Below are 18,454 nucleotides of genomic sequence, written 5' to 3'. Positions count from 1 at the left end.
TGCACTTCGTAGCCTTCGTCTGCCTCATGCTGACTAAGACACTCAACACCTTCGGTCTTAGTTCATAACACGTTCTAGAAAAACAAGTTAGGGAGACACGATGGGACGTAAACGAAAATCCAGTCCAGCGGAAGATTTGCTTGATCTGATTTCCATGCTTCCTTGGTGGGGCGGGGTGGCGCTCGCAATCGTAAGCTATTTGGTGCTGCGTCGGCTAGCAGCACCAGTGCCGATGATGCAAACGCAACCAGGACAGATCGGCCAAATGGTGTCGGGAATCTTTAAGCAAACTCTTGCGTACTACGGGCAGTTTATCTTGCCAACGCTTTGTCTAATCGGCGCAGCCATCTCTGCATTCAAGCGAAATCAGCGCAGTAATTTAATCGCCGATGTGTCGGCGAGCAGTGCCGTCAATGTGCTGGAAGGGATGACATGGCGTGAATTCGAAATGCTCGTCGGCGAAGCATTTCGGCTGCAGGGATATCAGGTTGTTGAAACCGGCGGTAATGGCGCGGATGGTGGCGTTGATTTGGTGCTGCGCAAAGACAATGAAAAATTCTATGTGCAATGCAAGCAGTGGAAAGCCTACAAAGTCGGCGTCGAAGTCGTGCGCGAAATGTATGGCGTGATGGCGGCGCACGGTGCAACTGGCGGTTTCGTGGTGACTTCAGGAAGGTTTACCGATGCGGCAAGCCAGTTTGCACTGGGACGGAATTTGAAGCTGGTAGACGGGCCAGCTTTGATGAAGCTGATAGAGCATGCCAAGTCTAATCGCACAGCCGCCGTTAAAACAGATGTCAACGTCAAGACCCCCATGAAAACAAAGTTAACTGCGCCATCGCGTCCGCATTGCGCTGAAACGATGGTGCAGCGGTCTGCAAAGAGAGGTGCACATGCTGGTCAATCTTTCTGGGGGCGCGTTGCATATCCGTCGTGCAAGGGCATTCGTCCATTTGCCTAAAAGGATGTAACTGATGGACAGCGGCTATGGCGACTACTTTCGGAAAACAAAAAAGCCGCACAAGGCGGCTTTCCGTAAGTCTTTGATTCTATTGGTCGGGGCGAGAGGATTCGAACCTCCGACCCCTTGCACCCCATCTCCTTAATACAACATACAATACGGTCCCGTACCGTCCGTTACAATCCACTATTGCTATAACAATCAATCACTTAAATGATTTTTATTGTCCAGCGACCTCCAACCGCATACACTGGAACCCAGCGCTTTTTCGGACACGGTTCGGACACGGAACGAGGGATATGGGTAAACTCACAGTACGGGCAATCGAAAACGCCAAGCCCAGAGACAAGGCGTACAAACTGATGGACGGGGACGGGCTGCAGCTGCGCGTTGCCACGGACGGTAATAAGACCTGGCTGGTACGGTACATGGTCAAGGGCACGGAGCGCCAATACCGGCTGCCCAAGCCGTATCGTGATACTGGCGGCGCCGGCTTCGCGTCCCTGCAGGATGCGCGCGAAGAGGCTGCCCGCATCCGCGCGCTTGCCCGGCAAGGCTTTGACTATCCGGTTCAAATGGAACAAGAGCGCCTGGCGCAAGAGCGGCAACGGCAGGCTGAGATGGAACGCCTGGCCAAACAAGCTGAAGCGCAACGCAGAGAAAATCTGTCGGTGCGTGACCTGTTCGACGTGTGGACCAGAGATGGCGTGCGCCGCAAGGACGGCAATGCTGAATTGCAGCGCTCGTTCAACGCCGATGTCTTGCCGACGATTGGTAATATCCCGGTTCAGCAGCTGACTGAACACGATGTGCGTAACGTGCTACGGACAATGGTCAGTCGCGGTGTCAATCGTGCGGCAGTTGTCCTGCGCAACAATTTGACCCAGATGTTTGCCTGGGCCGAGAAGCGGCAGCCGTGGCGCAAGCTGCTGGCCGAGGGTAATCCGGTGGACTTGATCGAGATCGACAAGATCGTCAGCCCAGAGTACGACCTGCAAAACCGGCGCGACCGCATCCTGTCCGCCGACGAGATCCGTGAGTTGCATGGCATTTTCGAACGCATGCAAGAGGCCTATGCATGTGCGCCGAATAAGCGCGTTGCTGTGCAGCCAATCGATCATCCGGTGCAGCGGGCGCTTTGGATCATGCTGTCGACGTTGTGCCGGGTCGGAGAGCTGTCAATGGCGCGCTGGGATCATGTGGACTTTGACGCGCGCACCTGGTTCATCCCAAAGGAGAACGTGAAGGGTGGCCGAGAACACTTCACCGTACACCTGTCGGACTTCGCCCTGGACCAATTTCACCGACTACATGGAGTCACCGGGCACACCGAGTGGTGCTTCCGGTCGCGGAACCGGGAGGGGCATGTCGATGTGAAGTCGATCAGCAAGCAAGTCGGAGACCGGCAGGCGATGTTTAAGAAGGGAAAGGATGGTGGCCCCCGCAAGCCGATGCAAAATCGGCGGCACGATAACATACTCGTGCTGGGGCAGGGACTAAACGGTGCCTGGACACCGCATGACCTGCGGCGCACCGGGGCGACTATGATGCAGGAGCTCGGCGTGCCACTTGAGGTCATCGACCGCTGTCAGAACCATGTATTGGAAGGCAGTAAGGTACGGCGGCATTATTTGCACCATGATTATGCAAATGAGAAGCGCCAAGCGTGGCAGCGATTGGGCAGCAAGCTGTCACAGATTCTGGAAACGAGTGATAGCTTCGCGCCGCTCCCGTAGGGAGTCCAAGCTCACTAACCAAATCAGTACGGAAAGTCGTTTTCAATCGGCATGTCGACGCTTTGCAGTGCGTTTGCAACATCATCGCTGTAAGGCTTGAGTTGTACTACCTATACGGCGTCGGTGCAGTGGTGGCAGATTCATCTTTTTTGCCTTCATCTTGGCGACAGCGCCAGGAACACATTGATTTTAATGTGTTTCTCTTGCTGGGCAATCGACACTGTCTGGTACTTTATGTCGGACACGCTCGCAGACACAAACGCACCAGTTTCATAACGGGTTAGGTTGCAGATTACCTAGTAGGCGAGCCAGGACGAGCACCCGATTTTTCAGACGCTCCAGAGAGGTCCCCGAACACAGGGTCGGTCACGTTAAACAGCTGGCCTCGTACTTCGTGTTGTCTAGTATGGCACCTTCTACAGCGATCCATCAGTAAGACCGGTGCTTGGTCTCCCCGTGACCTCTGACGCATGGACGCGACGGTAAGGCAGGCGCTACGCATGCAATGCAACATCATCGATCGTTGTCAGAACCATGTTTTGTCGGGAAACAAAGTGAGACGGCACTATCTACATCACGATTACGCTGACGAGAAGTGGTAGGCTCAGCAGGTGCTGGGAAAGCATTTGTCGCGGGTTTTATGTGAGGCAGAAAGCTGCGCTATTTCGGTGCGCATCTGCCCTGTCGGTACTAGGGTATCTCATACATGGCCGAAGCGGCAGCCGGCCGACTGGGTTGGAAAATCTCTGCCGGCTAATTTTCTTTGGACTGTGCTATGCCACTATACCGACTAGGACCAGACAATCTCGAGGCACTTCAGTCTGCGACGTTTTCCGAATTGGGTATTAAGGAAAGGACCGACCTTCAGCGTCTTCTGCGCAATAACATTGAAGCCATTGCTGGAGATTGCCTGCTCCTTGCTGAGGAGTTCAGCCATTGGGAAGACAGTAAACGGAGAATCGACCTACTGGCTCTCGACCGTGATGCGAATCTTGTTGTGGTCGAATTAAAGCGCGATGAAGGTGGTGGCCACATGGAGCTACAAGCACTTCGATATGCCGCAATGGTATCGACGATGACGTTTCACGAAGCGGTTGACGCCCACGCTCGCTTCTTGGCGCAGCATGGAGGACACATTGATGCCCGAACAAATATCCTGGACTTCCTCGGTTGGCCCTCGCCTGATGAAAACAACTTTGCACAGGACGTGCGCATCGTGCTTGCATCCGCAGGCTTCTCCAAAGAGCTGACAACTTCCGTGCTATGGCTAAACCAACGGGATCTAGATATCCGGTGCGTTCGTATTCGGCCTTATCGGTTCGGATCGGATGTCGTACTGGATGTGCAACAAGTCGTCCCATTGCCTGAAGCCGAGGACTATCAAGTCCAGTTGCGACAAAAGGTGCGAGAGGAACGCTCCAGAACTGATGCCGCCCGAGACTTTACTCGATACGATCTTCGCATTGATGGAAAATTCTACTCAAAACTACCAAAGAGAGAGCTTGTCTTCCGGGTTGTGCAATATTCCATCGATCAAGGTGCAACGCCCGAGGCTATCGCTAGCATCATTGAATCCCGTTACGATCGCCTATGGCGTGAAGCAGATGGAGAAATGAGTTCAGAGGATTTCGCTGCCTCAGTATCAGAAAGATCTATCCGTGAAGGTCGCGCCTTCGACCCCCGACGTTTCTTTCGATCAGACGATGAGTTGATCCGAATCGGCGGAAAAACTTACGCATTGTCCAACCAATGGGGAGGCCCAAGAGCACTTGATGCAGTTGATGCGTTGTTGACAAAGTATGGTGGAGGAAAAGTAACTTATGAGCCTTCGCCTGAGTCTTTTGTCTAAACCGTTAATCACTCGCGCGACCTAGATGCGCCGCATGCTGGTTAGCAATAGATACCTCAAGTTTTCGATATCGGCTTTTCCAAAATCACTGGTTAGTCCAGGTTGCCATCCTCTCTCTCGCCTATTCCCAAGGAGTGAACATTGGGAATAGCAGCATTACTGATTTTGATGTTTGTTCTCCATATACCGAAGTGTTGAGCGGGTTACCGGTACAGCGGCGCTGGGTACATCGCCGCTCATATTCGCGGCTAGGCCGTTTCTGGTGCCAATCTCGCTGCCTTAGTGACCCGACTGCACATCGCGCACCAAATCGTCTGAGGAAGCGGCGTAGCGGCTGTCACTCGCCTACACTGCGGCGCAGTGTAGGAAGGCGGCACGTAGGTCTGCCGGCTCAGGTCGATCTCAAGTCAGTGCGTGGTTCATAGGTACCACGCCGATGTACCAGGCCGGTGCCAGGTTCTTGATGTCAATGCGTACATGCAGCCGCGGCTCGATCCAGTAGGCTGGATCAAGCACATATTCCTGCGGCTTCTTAGCGGTTCGTCGATCCCTAACGAATACCGCATGGCGGCCCACGTCCATGTCGTTGGACCACTCGACAAGGATGATTGCCACATCCGGAATGTCGGCAAGCTTGGCGACCGGTTTATACACCGTGCTGCTGTAGCCGCAATGGGCCAGAAGCCGATTGATCATCGATTCCGTAATCCACCTGGGCGGATGCTTTGGAAACTTTAACTTGTCGGTCGCGACGGCATACACGTCGTCGAGCGACTTGCCGGTAATGGTTGCGATACAGGCGAAGGCGTCATCCCATTCAGAACGTTGACTAACACGCACGAATGCCGGTTGGATAGCTTGGTGATTCATACTAGGTGAAGATGGTGTAGAGGCCATGAGTAAACTCCTAAATTGAAAAAACGCGCAACAATGCCTGCCCGGCAGGGCAATGGATTCGTCTGGGAAAAAGCAAAGAGAGCTACAGACTGGCGCTCAACGGTGCATCAGGAGCGCCTTTCTCTTGCAGGTATTGGAACAGCGCCGTGGTCAAATTCGCTGCTGGCCGGCTGAGGCGCCATTGGCGAGAATTGCGAACTTGATAACTATAGTTTACCAGGAACGCGTATGAAGAAAATGACTAAATAACTTTGGCGTACAGCGCACAGCTTCCGTAACTCGCGTGCGGGAATTGGGCTAAACGCATGCTCGGTGTTGGCTTAATGTCTGAGTTTTTTCTTGTGGAGGCCTTGTCTGCCATTATTGCGAACTGACCTAATCTGCGTCAAAGGAGGTGACGAGAAACTTGATAGGATGGTGCACATAATGAGGCCGCCAGCGGACACGATGCGAATATTTTTCAAACTGATATCCAAAGTGCGTAGGGGATTGGTGGTTGCTTCCTTGTTTGCCGTGCCGGCCGTCTATGCGGAGGATGCGAAGACCACATTCTTTGGCTTTCCTTTAGGCGGCCAGTGGTCTACGGAACGGTGTCACAACGTCCCGCTTCAGAGCTGTTGGGACAAGGGGGAGATAGCGGTACACGGCAAGGTCATGGACCGCACGCTCTACCGGAAAGACTTTGCCATCCAGCCGGATAAAGTGCCCAAGTGGGTAGATGGGACTATTGCCACAAAGCTTTATATGCTCGATGACCGCAGGATCCTGGCCATGGAATTTGAGTTGCCATGGACAACAGACCTGGATTCGCCTGAACTCAGATCCAAACTGGAAACGGCGCATAAAATGATTGCGGACCGCTTCGGTAAGGAAGATAAACAAGTCCAGCATCCTGCTCCTAAAAACCGTTTTGTGCCGCACCATTACGCGGCACTATGGAATCAAGAATGGGGCACCATTCGGTACGATACGCGCGCACCCGGGTTTTATCCCAAAGCGAAAATCACGGTCGTATCCAAGGAATTCAATGTGTTGATGGCGAATGATCAGGCCAAGCAGCAGCAGACCCTGAAGGAGACGGACGCAAAACGACTCAAGTTCTAAGTTGGTGGCGGCATCGCTACTCGATAAGCAGAATGCGGGCAGGGCGCTAGCCGCCGGTCCCCTGCGTGGCGACCAGCATTGCTTGCCAACGCGGGTCATATACCGATCATCCGATTACTCAGTTAGTCGGAACATGCCTACCTGAGCCGATGAGTGCGGCGAAGAATCACAGCATGCGCGCGAAACAGTTCCTTACGTGATCCTGGCGGTTCATGGCGCAGCCTCCTCGGCTCGTGCGCGCTTTTCCAGCTCGAAGGCAAATCCTAGCAACCAGCCCGGCCAATACACATGACAGTCTGTCCGATACAGGCCGTTGCGATCAATGACGGGCACTGTGGCCTTGTCCGTACCTATCATATGGGCATCCAACTCGAACAGGATGCCAAACATGACCTCGGCTCGAATCCCCCATGTTTGCCACTCAGCCCGCGGCACACGGCTGGATAGAAACATCGGAATGGACTGGTTTTGTATCGCATCCATTACCGGCATGTCGGCTAATACGCTGTGCAGCATAACTAAAATCTCTTCAACCGACAGATCGAACAAGCCGTCCCTCATGCGCTCAAGGTTATCCCACAGCAGTGCCAGGTAGGCTTTCTTATAATGCGTGGCGGGACGACCGCGCATGGTGCAGTACTGCACTGCTTGAATATCATCTCGGTGTGCCAGATCCTCATAGTCATCAAAATCCTTGACGGTCGCGCAATGGCTGGCCAGACAGGCAAAGGCAGCAGCGGCTTCCGTGATGACAGGGTGCACCGACTGTAGCCAGGATGCAGGCGTCACAAATGTTGTTAAAAGCCGTGAGCTTGGTTGCTTTGTTTGCATAGTGTTGATTTCAAAGAATATAGGCAACGTTGTCACTGTGTATTTACATCGTTACATAGCGCAACACGGGACATGGTTTCGTGGTGCTGTCCATGAGCGGATGCATGGACGGCTTTGAAAACGGATAGTGACTAACATCCTCAGTCGCGCAGCCAGGCTGCACACGCCGTCATGGTCGATTGCGTCCGGTCCTGCGTGGATATCGGTTTGACGGATGGCCGCAGCCGCCAGCGGGAGCAACACCCCGTCGATTACCGTGGGCGTGCCGGCCATTGCATGCATCCAGTATGTCATCGCCACTTCTGCGCTGGCCATGAGCGTGATCGTCCGCTTGGATTTGTGGTCGAAAATCACGTGCGCACCATAGGGGCGGGACGATTGATACGGCGTGGCTGAACGGTCCCGGCAGCTCCTTTGACGGTCAACAGGTAGTCATGGCTGCAAAAAACCTGTGTATTGCCGTGCTGGGTGCATAGTGCACGCTGGTTACGCGAAACGGCCATCGGATGCGCTGCCCACAGAGCAGCCAATAGGTGAACCACGGCAGTCGCCATCGCTCACCAGTCACCTTAGTCCCTGCGCGGGGCGTGTGCGAGCAGGCCCATTCATTGCGCTGATCATGTAGGTATAGGTTAGTTGAACGCATTGCAAAGCCACGGTATGCGGGAGCGTTTTTAAACGGCTGTAGCTAGCAATGTATGCCGCGGCGCCCGCCCGACTTTCTCCAATATGTCAAAGGGCACGTGCGTGCATCAAATGACCAGCGGCTTTCCTTCCACATAAATCAGTTCATCCACGGCATCGGGATCGACGGGTACCGATCCAACCCCACGAGCACCTCTCGGTTTTGCTTTGGGCGGTCTCCTCCTGTTGCCAGTGGTGTCGTGGTCTGCAACTGCATACGTCGGCTGGCAGAGCCATTCGCGTTCGGCATAAGCCCGCCAGCGCGTCAGCCACGCGTCACGTTCGACTTCCGCAGCAAATGCGGGAATCTCCCCCGAGGTAATGTAGGCGAGTCCGCGGTTCAAATCTTCAATGATGGCAGGCGCGGTATCCTCACAGAGCGTCAACGCCGCAAACTGCCCTTTGGGCTTCCAACGTCGCTCATATTGCAGCTGAGATCCTAACGACTTAGGCTGGATTCGCGTACGTTTGCCACGCATGGCAATGTCCACTTCCTTCGCTTCAAGGATGGATTGCCGGTGACGCGTGAATGTGGACGGTGACAATTCCTTGTCAACCGGTTCGCCAGCCTGGTAGCGCAACCAGGTCGCATGCGCTTGCAGGCTTAGTTGCGCGCGTGGCTGCGGTTTGTGCGCACGGGATTCCGATTCCTGGCAAAACCCCGCCTTTTCCCATATGAGGTCAATGGCTTTTCTGAATACTTCGGCATTCCAAGAGTCCAGTTTGAGTGCGCCGAGCCCTTTCAAGGTTTGGCGCTGCACGCGGCATTCGTTGCGTACATGGGTTTCGATTTCCCGCATGACTTCCTTGCCATGCGCGGCGAGTTTCGATGAAAGCAGATAGCGTTTTCTGGCCTGCCTGGATTTCGAGACGGCTTGATGGAATTTGTAGTATTGACGAAATTCGTCGTCACCCTTGAAAGCCACCAGCAAGCCAGGAATCCCATTGCGTATTCTCACGTCCACGTCCCGGATCTGTACATCATGGCGACGCTTCACCTGGCGCAATGCGTCAAATACCTGCATGGTTCGTTTTAGCAAGTTCAGGGCCGCACGTGGGCTGCTGGTCGCGGTGTGCCAGGTCAGCTCAATCAGGTCGGCTTCTGCGGTGTGGAAGAATGACTGGACCTCATTCTCTTCAAAGCCCAGCGTAGTCAACAGCAAACGGCAGAGCAGGGTCGCGCATCGGAGTTCAGCGTCGACTGCGCTCAAGCCGGCGTGAACATAATTCTGTCCCACGGTGGCCGAGGCCAACGGCAACATGATCTGCACGACCCCGGTCGGTCTGCCGGCCATCGAGCCCACCCGGTATTTCACCTCCATTTGTGCACCAGTGAGCGGGCTATCAATGTAGGTGATGGTCGGCTTGCATTTTGATGTCATATGTCGGGAGAACGAAACGTGCGCCAATCGCTTCCAATGGTGCTCCTGCGGACTGCCGACGACTCCGGTGAGGATAATTAAGTCAATCATACTTGCAAAAAACGTGTGTATTGTGGTGATACGGCAATATGTTGATGCGCGCTGTTTTGCGCACAGCCGCAGGCGGGACCGAGCCAAGGGGCAGGATGATGCGCGTGCCGCGCACAGCATTTGACGTACGTACCGAGCCAATGCAACCCGTGCGCCGGCCAATCTCTGGGATGCGGGAGGGCGAGGTCCAACCGGTGGCTCGCCCGATCATAGCGGGCCTCTATCAGGCCGTTTCCGGGCAGCTGGCGGAAGGTGACGCGGCAGGATGGACACCGCTTGGTGGTCAGGGCGAAGGGAGCTATCTGACCATGACCTTGCGATACCCAGGCGGGGCGATGCAGATACAGGGCGCGCAAGGCGTCGAGGGTGGCGAGCAGCGCCCATTCGAGGTTGCGTGGCGGCGGCAACAGCTGCAGGTGCATGCCGGCGACCGCGAAGGTATGCCGCTGTCCGGCGACCGGCTGCGCATCGCGGCGCGCATCAAAGGGGATAAATCCGTACGCGTCAAAGAGCACGGTTTGGACTTCCTGTGGTGGGGCAGGGCGGTCTGTCTGGTGAGTAGCCATGGATTTCTTTCTCATGGTGAATAAAAAAGGGAATGCAGGCGCAAGGCAAGCCGCACGGTCATGGACTGGGCATGCTGGTCAGCAAGGTCACGAACGCCTGCATGTCTACTTTTTGGCTCGAGCGGGCTGCGAAAGCCCGTACCTCGAGCCAGGCACGGACTTCAGAGGCTTTCCAACCGACAGCGCGAGCCCCCAGTGGAAACGGCGGCGGGAATCGCCGCTGCTTGATGTCTTGCCAGACGGTAGATGATGCACGGCCACAGGTCCTGGTGAGTTCGGGCAGACGTAGTACGTAATCGTGCTGGGCGGCCCAGGCTTTGCGAATAATGGCGTGCACCTCGGCTGGCAGTGACACATCGGGTAAGGCGGATAAGGTCGGTGGCGCTGTTGCGCAATGGATAGAATGATTAGACGGCATTGGCATCTCCTGGTGTGTAGGGGAACGGAGATGGTAGGCAAGGCGCGCTTGCGCAGCCACTCCCGCCGCGTGCAAAGCAGGAGTCACTGGCGTGACAAGGTAGGCAAAGAGGTCGGTACGGGTGATACTTGTTGAAGTAATGCACCGTGTTGTTGCCGCGTTAAACCACGATGACTCAATCAGACGTCAGCAGGGCTGGGTAACCACGCCTATCGCCGGCACAATGATCAACACACGTCACTTGTTGCTTGATTAAGACAATGTCGTGCGGGCAAGAACGTCAGGGGGAGGGTGACTGAGCGCGCTCTTTCTTGGCGCGGATTTTCGCCACTGCATTGGGCGTCGAGGAGTACTGGTGCAACGCCTGCCATTGATAGTCCGCCAGCAGGTTGGGAATGTCCAACGCCGGTTCGGTATAGAGCGGGTCGTGTTGGGTGGGCGGCGGAAGTTTGCCGAGGCCGCGCTTGATGTAGGAAGTGGGGCTCTTGCCCATATGGGTGCGCACCGGACGAAACCGGTGGCGAAACGCAGCGAACTGCTCGGTCAGCCGTTCGGCCTCGACAGGGTCCGCTTGCAGGAAATCATGGAGCAGCTCGGGCTGGTAATCCAGCGGTGATTTTGTCAGGACCACGAATGCCGCCCAGTTGCTGGCGACACAGGAGTACCGGCGCCACACCGCGGTGATTTTATCGGGGGCTTCCCTTTCCAGCAATGGATCGTCCTCGTGCAAGGGCGCAATGGCAAATAAGGTTTGGGCCTTGCTGATGCCAGGTTCGGGATGCAGTCGGCGGTCATACAACTGTTGCAGCAGGTAAAGCGTGGCGCCCAGCTTGTGCAGCTTTCGGGCAGCGAAGGCCAATTGCTGGATCAGTACGCGGTGGTACACGCCCAGTGATGCCTCGCCCGATGCGCAGGCGTAGCGGTTCAGTGCATGCAGCAGTCGGTCCTGTCCACGCACGTCGCCGGCGAGTTCGGCGAGTGCATCATGGGCGGGGGCCTTTCTTGCGGAGGGAGGAGACGTGACGGCGGGTGCTTCGGCGGGGATCAATGGCAGCAGCATGTTCATCAGCAGCGCTGCCATCTTTTTGCGGTTGGCGTCGCGCTGCCGGCTTTCCGGGGTGTCATTTTCTTGCCGGATGCGTGCTAGCCAGGCAGCTTCTTCTTGTGGGGTCATCAGCCAGGGATTCTGTTCGGACATGATGTTCTCGGCGTAGTGGGATAGCAGATGCAACGTCGGCATTCGACACCAAGCAACGGCCATGTGATCGGTAGGATAGGAGGTTCATCGGTTTTAGAGCGGTTGCTGGCATAACAATTCCTGGCTGACGCACCTATTGATGTGAAGTGGGATGACTACATCGGAGGCGTGAATTAGACCCAGGGACCAGCATATTTGGTCGATGCTGGAAGGGCTAGTTACTGTGCAGCTGGCTGCTTTATGTCTACTCCCAGCTTCTATTCTGGTGGAATCAAGTTGCCCAATCAACAATTAACTTTCAGCCTTTTGGCAGCAATTGTTCCTCTCAGTTTCTGTATTGCCAATATTTTCGAAAGAATAGCAATTTCTGGTAGAAAAAAATTAAGAAACGCAGTACATTTGCAGCACAAACCTGAGGATCACATCATGAAGCGCCTTAAGGACGAAACGTTGTCCATCCGTACCTCTTCACATGTCAAACAGTTGTTACGGATCGCGGCTGAGCGCGAGCATCGTTCTATTGCTTCAATGATGGAGATACTCATCCTCGCCTATGCAGAACAGCACAGTTTAGAAATTGGAGCTGACGCAGAAGTGCAGAATAAAGGCTGAAAACGAATTGCAAGACGTATAAGAGTGAATTGATATTTTATTAGTTCAAATTGAATGGCGGCGCGAGGGAGTAATTTGCAGTGATAGATAAAAAAGAGCTCACTGAGCGAGATATCTGCACAAAATTCATCACGCCAGCCATCCAAGGCGCAGGTTGGCAACAGCATGAATTTCGGGAGGAAGTTAATTTAACGGACGGCCGTGTGATGGTGCGTGGCAAACTCGCAGCGCGTATCCTTAATCGTGATGCCAAAGGTGGACCAAAGCGGGCTGACTATGTGCTTTATGCCAGACCAAATGTGCCTATTGCCGTCATCGAGGCTAAACAGGCAAAGTTCTCCGTAGGGCACGGCATGCAACAGGCCTTGGTCTATGCCGAAATGTTGGATGCCCCCTTTGCGGTGAGCAGCAACGGAGAGGGGTTCCTCCTCCACGATAGAACAGGTTTAACGCAGCCAGTTGAACGTGAACTTACACTAACTGAATTCCCTTCACTCAATGATCTTTGGCCGCTCTATCAGCAGTCGAAAGGCTTAGCAAAGCCAGAGGCCGTCAAGCTCGTCGAACAGCCGTTCTATACCGACGGAAGTGGTCGAGAGCCACGTTACTACCAGCGCGTGGCAATTAATCGTGCCATTGAAGCCGTCGCGAAGGGGCAGCAGCGTGTATTGCTGGTTATGGCTACGGGCACCGGCAAGACTTACACCGCTTTCCAAATTATTTGGAGGCTGTGGAAGGCCGAGGCAAAAAAACGAATCCTCTTTCTGGCCGACCGCAATATCCTCGTGGACCAGACCATGCAGCAAGACTTCGCCCCGTTTGGGGAAGTAATGCACAAGGTTACCAATCGCGAGGTTAAAAAGAACTATGAAATTTACCTTGCGCTCTACCAAGCAGTGACGGGTAAAGAAGAATGGAAGCAGATCTACCGACAATTCCCAGCTGATTTCTTCGATCTGATTGTGATCGACGAATGCCACCGTGGTAGTGCAGCAGACGATTCCGCATGGCGTGACGTGCTTGACTACTTTAGTAGTGCAACTCATTTGGGTCTGACCGCTACTCCGAAAGAGACCAAAGAGATCAGCAACATTACCTATTTTGGCGACCCAGTGTACACCTACTCGCTTAAGCAAGGCATCGAAGATGGTTTCTTGGCGCCATACAAAGTCATTCGCATCGCTACAGACGTTGACGCAGTTGGTTACACGCCTGAAAAAGGGAAGGTAGACAAGCTCGGCCAAGCGATCGAGCAGCGTCAGTACAATACCAAGGACTTCGACCGAAATCTTGTTCTCGAAAAGCGCACCAAGCTTGTCGCGAGCAAAGTATGGGAATACCTCAAGGGTACTGACCCAATGGCCAAAACCATTGTCTTTTGCGACGACCAAGACCATGCAGAACGCATGCGTCAGGAATTGGTAAAGTTAATCCCTGCAGCGGCGAACAATCGTCGATATGTGATGCGCATTACCGGCGACGACAACGAGGGCAAGGCCCAGCTGTCGTACTTCATAGATAACGACGAGCCCTATCCTGTCATCGCTACCACCTCCAAGCTGCTTACGACCGGCGTGGATGCCAAGACGTGCAAACTAATTGTGCTCGACCAAAGTATCAAGTCGATGACGGAGTTCAAACAGATCATCGGCCGTGGCACGCGACTACGCGAGGATTATCAAAAGCTCTATTTCACCATCATGGACTTCAAAGGCGCTACGCGTTTATTTGCTGACCCTGATTTCGATGGCGAGCCAGTGGTAAGTTACGATCCAAAGCCGGACGACCCCATCGTTCCGCCCGACACAATCGGCCCGCTCACCGTTGGCGAGTCCGAGCCACCGCCGTATGGTCTTGAGGCTGCAGGTGGCGAGACAATCAATGTCGGCAGCAATACCGAAGGCTCCGGCATTGGAGAAGGCCGTGTCAAATACGTGATTGATGACGTTAACGTCCGCGTGGCGGTGGAACGCTCGCAATACCTCAACGCCGACGGCAAGCTCATCACCGAGGACTATCGCGTCTTGCTCAAGGACGACATCAAGAAGACCCTGCAAGCCGAATTCGGCAATCTCACAGACTTTTTGCGCCGCTGGAACAGTGCTGAACGTAAACAAGCCGTGCTTGAAGAGCTGGCCGAACACGGTGTGCCGCTGGAAATTCTGCAGCAAGCCGTGGCTAACGGTAGTGAGCTGGATGCCTTTGATTTGGTCGCCCACGTGGCCTTCGACCAAAAACCGCTCACCCGCCGTGAGCGTGCGAACAACGTTAAGAAGCGTGATGTATTCGGCAAGTACGGTGAGCAAGCACGGGCCGTGCTAGAAGCCCTGCTCGACAAGTTTGCCGATCACGGTGTGCAAGACATTGAAGACGCCAAGGTACTGGAGTTGCCGCCGTTTGATCAATTCGGCAGCAAAACCCAAATCCGACGCGGCATCTTTGGCAGCGTTGAGCAATACACCCAAGCCGTACACGAGCTCGAACAAGCCCTTTACGACTTACCTGAACAAAAGCAGGCTTGATTACGCATCAAGCCGAACGATAAGAGAACCAAACAATGAATTTAAGCAGCACCATCAAATCCATTCAGGACATCATGCGCAAGGACGATGGCGTCGACGGCGACGCCCAGCGCCTCGGCCAGCTTACCTGGATGCTCTTCCTCAAAGTATTCGATCAGCGCGAAGAAGAATGGGAAGACGATAATCCGAAATACCAATCTCCTTTGCCAGAGCGTTTACGCTGGCGAAACTGGGCCGCCTATAAGGTGGATGCCGAAGGCAAGAAAAAGCCCCAAATCGCCGGTAGCGGGCTAATTAGCTTCGTCAACAACGAACTCTTTCCAACGCTCAAAGATCAGATCGACGCTAGCAAGAGCCCACAGCACAAGGTTATCAAGCAGGTTTTTGAAGACGCCAACAACTATATGAAATCCGGCCCGCAGATGCTGGCCGTTATCGAGAAGCTGGAAGAGGCGATCAACTTCCATGACTTCAAAACCCGCGCCAGCCTGGGAGATGTCTACGAGCAAATGCTCAATGACCTGCGAGGTGCAGGCAATGCAGGCGAGTTCTATACGCCACGTGCTATCACTGCCTTCATGGCGGATCGTGTCAATCCACGGTTGGACAAACGCGAAACGGTCATGGACCCAGCTTGCGGCACAGGTGGTTTCTTGACAGCTGCTATCGACCACTTCCGCAACCAGCTAACTACTAAATCCAGCGCAGAAGACAAACGCGCCATTGAAGACTTGATCCGCGGCATAGAGAAAAAGCAGCTACCCCACCTGCTGTGTACCACCAACATGCTGCTGCACGGAATAGATGTACCCAGCCAGATTGAGCACAAAAACACCTTAGGCATTGGTTGGAACGAATGGAGCGCTAATGACAAGGTTGATTGCATCATCACAAACCCGCCCTTCGGTGGCTATGAAGATGATGGTGTCGGCAGCGACTACCCGGCCGATCTGCGTACCCGCGAAACCGCCGACATGTTCGTGGCGCTCATCATCAAAAAGATGTTGAAAGAAAACGGGCGCGCCGCTGTGGTGCTGCCCGATGGTTTTCTATTTGGCGATGGCATCAAAGGCACACTGAAAAAATTGCTGCTCCGTGATTGCAAGCTGCACACCATCATCCGCTTGCCTAAAGGCGTATTCGCTCCCTATACCTCCATCAAGACCAACCTGCTGTTCTTCACTAAGGGCACGGCAGTGGACGATGGCACCGAACACTTCCATACCGACACCATTTGGTTCTATGAGCATCCATATCCTGCAGGCTACAAGAGTTACTCCAAAACCAAGCCCATCCGCCTAGAGGAATTCAAACCCGAGCAGGACTGGTGGGGGATTGAGGCCAATGACTTCGCCGACCGCGTGGAAAATGAGTTCGCCTGGAAGGTCGACTTCAAAACCAAGCGGGAACAGGCTGAAGCTGCCGCATATCCGCACTGGCGGCGCGCTGAAGAACTGAACAACCAAGCTGCTGCGCTGGAAGCAGAAGCAAAAGACCTGCGCAACGGCCTAGTTGGCACGACCGATGCCACTTATCGAGAAAAGATCGAGCTGCAAATTGCCAAGTTACGCGCCAAAGCCGAATCGCTGCGGCTGCAAGCTCGTGATGCCCAAGCCACCGGCGACCGCCTCTACTGGCCAATCTTCAACCTCGACATCAAAAACCCCAACGCGCCAGAAGAAGAGACGCACGATCCGGATTTGCTGCTGGAGAAATACAAAAAGCTGCTAGGCGAAATTGAAGAAACCGAAAACCAGTTCAAGAGCGAATTGGCCGCCGCGCTCGCCCATCACTTTGTAAGTGAGGATGCTTGATGGATGCGCGGCAGTTCTTGGCGGAGTTTGGAGATATTGCGAATGCGCCGGAAGGAATTGAAAGGCTCAGAATGCTTGTCCTGCAGCTTGCTGTGCAGGGACGTCTATTCAAGAGTCTGAGTCCATGGCGTCCTTACGTTTTGAGTGAAATTGGCAGGTGGGGCAGTGGTGGTACGCCTGCGAGGACGCATTCCGATTATTACAATGGTGATATACCGTGGTTGGTTATTGGTGATCTGAATGATGGAGTTGTAATGTCCGCATCTGGTTCGATCACGCAAAAGGGACTTGAGAACAGCTCTGCAAAACTAATTCCTCCAGGTGCTTTGCTGATTGGTATGTACGGCTCAATTGGCAAGCTGGGCATTACTGGTATGGCCTGCACCACAAATCAAGCGATCGCACATTGCATTGTCAATGAGCTTGTAGCGCTCACGCGCTACATTTTTATCTTTATTCGAGCCAATCGAGATTTTTTGTTCGCTCAAGGTAAAGGCCTTGCACAACAAAATATCTCGCAGACTATCCTTAAGGCCCAGAAGATCGAGTTACCCAGCCTAGAAGAACAATCACTTATTGTCGCTAAAGTCGATGAGTTGATGGCCTTGTGCGATAAGATGGAAGCGCAGCAGCAGGCCCGCCGCAAGCTGCAAAACGCCCTGCGCCAGTCCACCTTGCAAGCCCTCGCCAGCGCCACCAGCCCGTACGAACTGCAAACCACCTGGGCGCGTTTGGCTGACAACTTCAGGCAGTTGTTTCATGCGCCGGAGGATGTGGCGGAACTGCGTAATTTGATACTGGACCTTGCCGCCACTGGATTTTTGTCTGAACCAGAGACTGACGATGGCGATCCTTTAGAAATTCTCGGCCACGCAAGCCGTCAGCAGAAGATGGAGTTCTCTGCCAGAGAGATTAGGGAGATTAACGCGTTGCCAGAACCGACCTATGCTAATGGACGTGTTCGGATTGCATTGGGCCGAATTGTGAAGCTGGTATCTGGTCAGCATCTCTCACCTGATGAGTACAACACTCGCCAGGATGGCATTCCGTACATTACAGGGCCCGCGGAATTCAAAGATCGCAGACCGTCCCCTACAAAATGGACCACTGAGCGCAGAGCTGTTGCAAGGGCTGGTGATGTCCTCATAACCGTCAAGGGGTCCGGTGTCGGAAAAAATGCACTCTGTGATTTAGAAGAATTGGCGATAAGCAGGCAGTTAATGGCCATTCGATCTTTGGGCGACTTGGATCGGAGTTACCTATCAATTTGCATAGATTCTGCAGAGCGAAGCTTCCAAGAGCAGAAATTTGGTATTGCAATTCCAGGCATTGGTCGAGACGAAGTGCTTGGACTGCCAGTTTTGTTGCCAAGCATCGAAGAGCAAGGTCGGATTGTTAAGCGCGTAGACGAATTGCTGCGTCTCTGCGATTCCTTAGAGCTACAGCTTCGTAACGCCCAGAAACTTGCCGAGCGACTAGTCGTTGCATCCGTTTCCAGCCTCACCGGCATCGCCATTGAACAAGACGAGGAACCCATGAAAGCCCCGCAAATCGAATTGATCGCGCCGCTGCGTTTAGGCATGGCACCCGACATCAAGGCTCAAGCCCCACTAGCTAACATTCTGGCCCGCCACAACGGCGAAATGGGCGCTAAGGATTTGTGGCAGCGTTTCGGCGGTGAGATCGACGCCTTTTACGCGCAGGTGAAAACCGAGGTGGCCCACGGCTGGATTCTGGAGCCTGCGCCAGCCGAAGTGCGCGAGAAGAAAACTGATGCGGTGAGCGCCTAA

The 18,454-nt window shown here is 54.1% G+C and carries 15 protein-coding genes; 10 read left to right on the top strand and 5 right to left on the bottom strand.

What is annotated here, in order from left to right:
• The first annotated feature begins 100 nt into the window (after positions 1 to 100).
• From RY831_RS29525 to RY831_RS29515, 3 genes are all read left to right on the top strand, one after another.
• Entirely contained in the window at positions 101 to 961 is an 861-nt protein-coding gene (locus tag RY831_RS29525) for a restriction endonuclease (protein ID WP_326509914.1), read from the top strand.
• A 299-nt stretch (positions 962 to 1,260) separates the two neighbouring features.
• Positions 1,261 to 2,697 carry a tyrosine-type recombinase/integrase gene (locus RY831_RS29520; protein WP_326509913.1) on the top strand — a complete coding sequence of 479 codons (1,437 nt, stop codon included), beginning with the start codon at positions 1,261 to 1,263 and terminating at the stop codon, positions 2,695 to 2,697.
• Between the two features lie 775 nt (positions 2,698 to 3,472).
• Entirely contained in the window at positions 3,473 to 4,546 is a 1,074-nt protein-coding gene (locus RY831_RS29515) for a hypothetical protein (protein ID WP_326509912.1), read from the top strand.
• Between the two features lie 402 nt (positions 4,547 to 4,948).
• Here the strand turns inward: RY831_RS29515 and RY831_RS29510 are convergent, their stop codons facing one another.
• Positions 4,949 to 5,443: a hypothetical protein gene (locus RY831_RS29510; RefSeq protein WP_326509911.1), complete on the bottom strand. Its 495-nt coding sequence runs from the start codon at positions 5,441 to 5,443 to the stop codon at positions 4,949 to 4,951.
• Positions 5,444 to 5,458: 15 nt separating this feature from the next.
• Here RY831_RS29510 and RY831_RS29505 point away from each other — a divergent pair, with 15 nt between their 5' ends.
• Complete coding sequence (locus RY831_RS29505) at positions 5,459 to 5,617, top strand: hypothetical protein (RefSeq protein WP_326509910.1); 159 nt, start codon at positions 5,459 to 5,461, stop codon at positions 5,615 to 5,617.
• A 273-nt stretch (positions 5,618 to 5,890) separates the two neighbouring features.
• Positions 5,891 to 6,547, top strand: coding sequence for a hypothetical protein (locus RY831_RS29500; RefSeq protein WP_326509909.1), 657 nt, complete (start codon positions 5,891 to 5,893; stop codon positions 6,545 to 6,547).
• A gap of 210 nt (positions 6,548 to 6,757) precedes the next feature.
• Here RY831_RS29500 and RY831_RS29495 read toward each other — a convergent pair whose 3' ends face one another.
• Both RY831_RS29495 and RY831_RS29490 read right to left on the bottom strand, forming a co-directional pair.
• Positions 6,758 to 7,378 carry a hypothetical protein gene (locus RY831_RS29495; RefSeq protein ID WP_326509908.1) on the bottom strand — a complete coding sequence of 207 codons (621 nt, stop codon included), beginning with the start codon at positions 7,376 to 7,378 and terminating at the stop codon, positions 6,758 to 6,760.
• Positions 7,379 to 8,130: 752 nt separating this feature from the next.
• Positions 8,131 to 9,534: a hypothetical protein gene (locus tag RY831_RS29490; RefSeq protein ID WP_326509907.1), complete on the bottom strand. Its 1,404-nt coding sequence runs from the start codon at positions 9,532 to 9,534 to the stop codon at positions 8,131 to 8,133.
• Positions 9,535 to 9,674: 140 nt separating this feature from the next.
• Between RY831_RS29490 and RY831_RS29485 the strand changes: the two genes are divergently transcribed.
• Positions 9,675 to 10,124, top strand: coding sequence for a hypothetical protein (locus tag RY831_RS29485; RefSeq protein ID WP_326509906.1), 450 nt, complete (start codon positions 9,675 to 9,677; stop codon positions 10,122 to 10,124).
• Positions 10,125 to 10,158: 34 nt separating this feature from the next.
• Here RY831_RS29485 and RY831_RS33290 read toward each other — a convergent pair whose 3' ends face one another.
• Both RY831_RS33290 and RY831_RS29480 read right to left on the bottom strand, forming a co-directional pair.
• Complete coding sequence (locus RY831_RS33290; RefSeq protein WP_367576107.1) at positions 10,159 to 10,518, bottom strand: helix-turn-helix transcriptional regulator; 360 nt, start codon at positions 10,516 to 10,518, stop codon at positions 10,159 to 10,161.
• Positions 10,519 to 10,798: 280 nt separating this feature from the next.
• The gene (locus RY831_RS29480) at positions 10,799 to 11,716 is read right to left on the bottom strand and encodes a hypothetical protein (protein ID WP_326509905.1); all 918 of its coding nucleotides are present in this window, start codon (positions 11,714 to 11,716) and stop codon (positions 10,799 to 10,801) included.
• Between the two features lie 240 nt (positions 11,717 to 11,956).
• Here RY831_RS29480 and RY831_RS29475 point away from each other — a divergent pair, with 240 nt between their 5' ends.
• From RY831_RS29475 to RY831_RS29460, 4 genes are all read left to right on the top strand, one after another.
• On the top strand, positions 11,957 to 12,328 hold the full coding sequence (locus RY831_RS29475) for a hypothetical protein (protein ID WP_326509904.1): 372 nt from the start codon (positions 11,957 to 11,959) through the stop codon (positions 12,326 to 12,328).
• An 83-nt stretch (positions 12,329 to 12,411) separates the two neighbouring features.
• A complete protein-coding gene (gene hsdR, locus RY831_RS29470; RefSeq protein ID WP_326509916.1) occupies positions 12,412 to 14,850 on the top strand; it encodes an EcoAI/FtnUII family type I restriction enzme subunit R in 2,439 nt (812 codons plus the stop codon).
• 35 nt (positions 14,851 to 14,885) lie between these two features.
• Positions 14,886 to 16,664 carry a class I SAM-dependent DNA methyltransferase gene (locus tag RY831_RS29465; protein WP_326509903.1) on the top strand — a complete coding sequence of 593 codons (1,779 nt, stop codon included), beginning with the start codon at positions 14,886 to 14,888 and terminating at the stop codon, positions 16,662 to 16,664.
• On the top strand, positions 16,664 to 18,454 hold the full coding sequence (locus RY831_RS29460) for a restriction endonuclease subunit S (protein ID WP_326509902.1): 1,791 nt from the start codon (positions 16,664 to 16,666) through the stop codon (positions 18,452 to 18,454). The genes RY831_RS29465 and RY831_RS29460 overlap by 1 nt, the downstream gene beginning before the upstream one ends.

It is taken from the genome of Noviherbaspirillum album (genome assembly GCF_035916955.1).
Lineage (GTDB): Bacteria > Pseudomonadota > Gammaproteobacteria > Burkholderiales > Burkholderiaceae_D > Noviherbaspirillum > Noviherbaspirillum album.
This window is presented reverse-complemented; position numbering and strand designations above follow the sequence as displayed.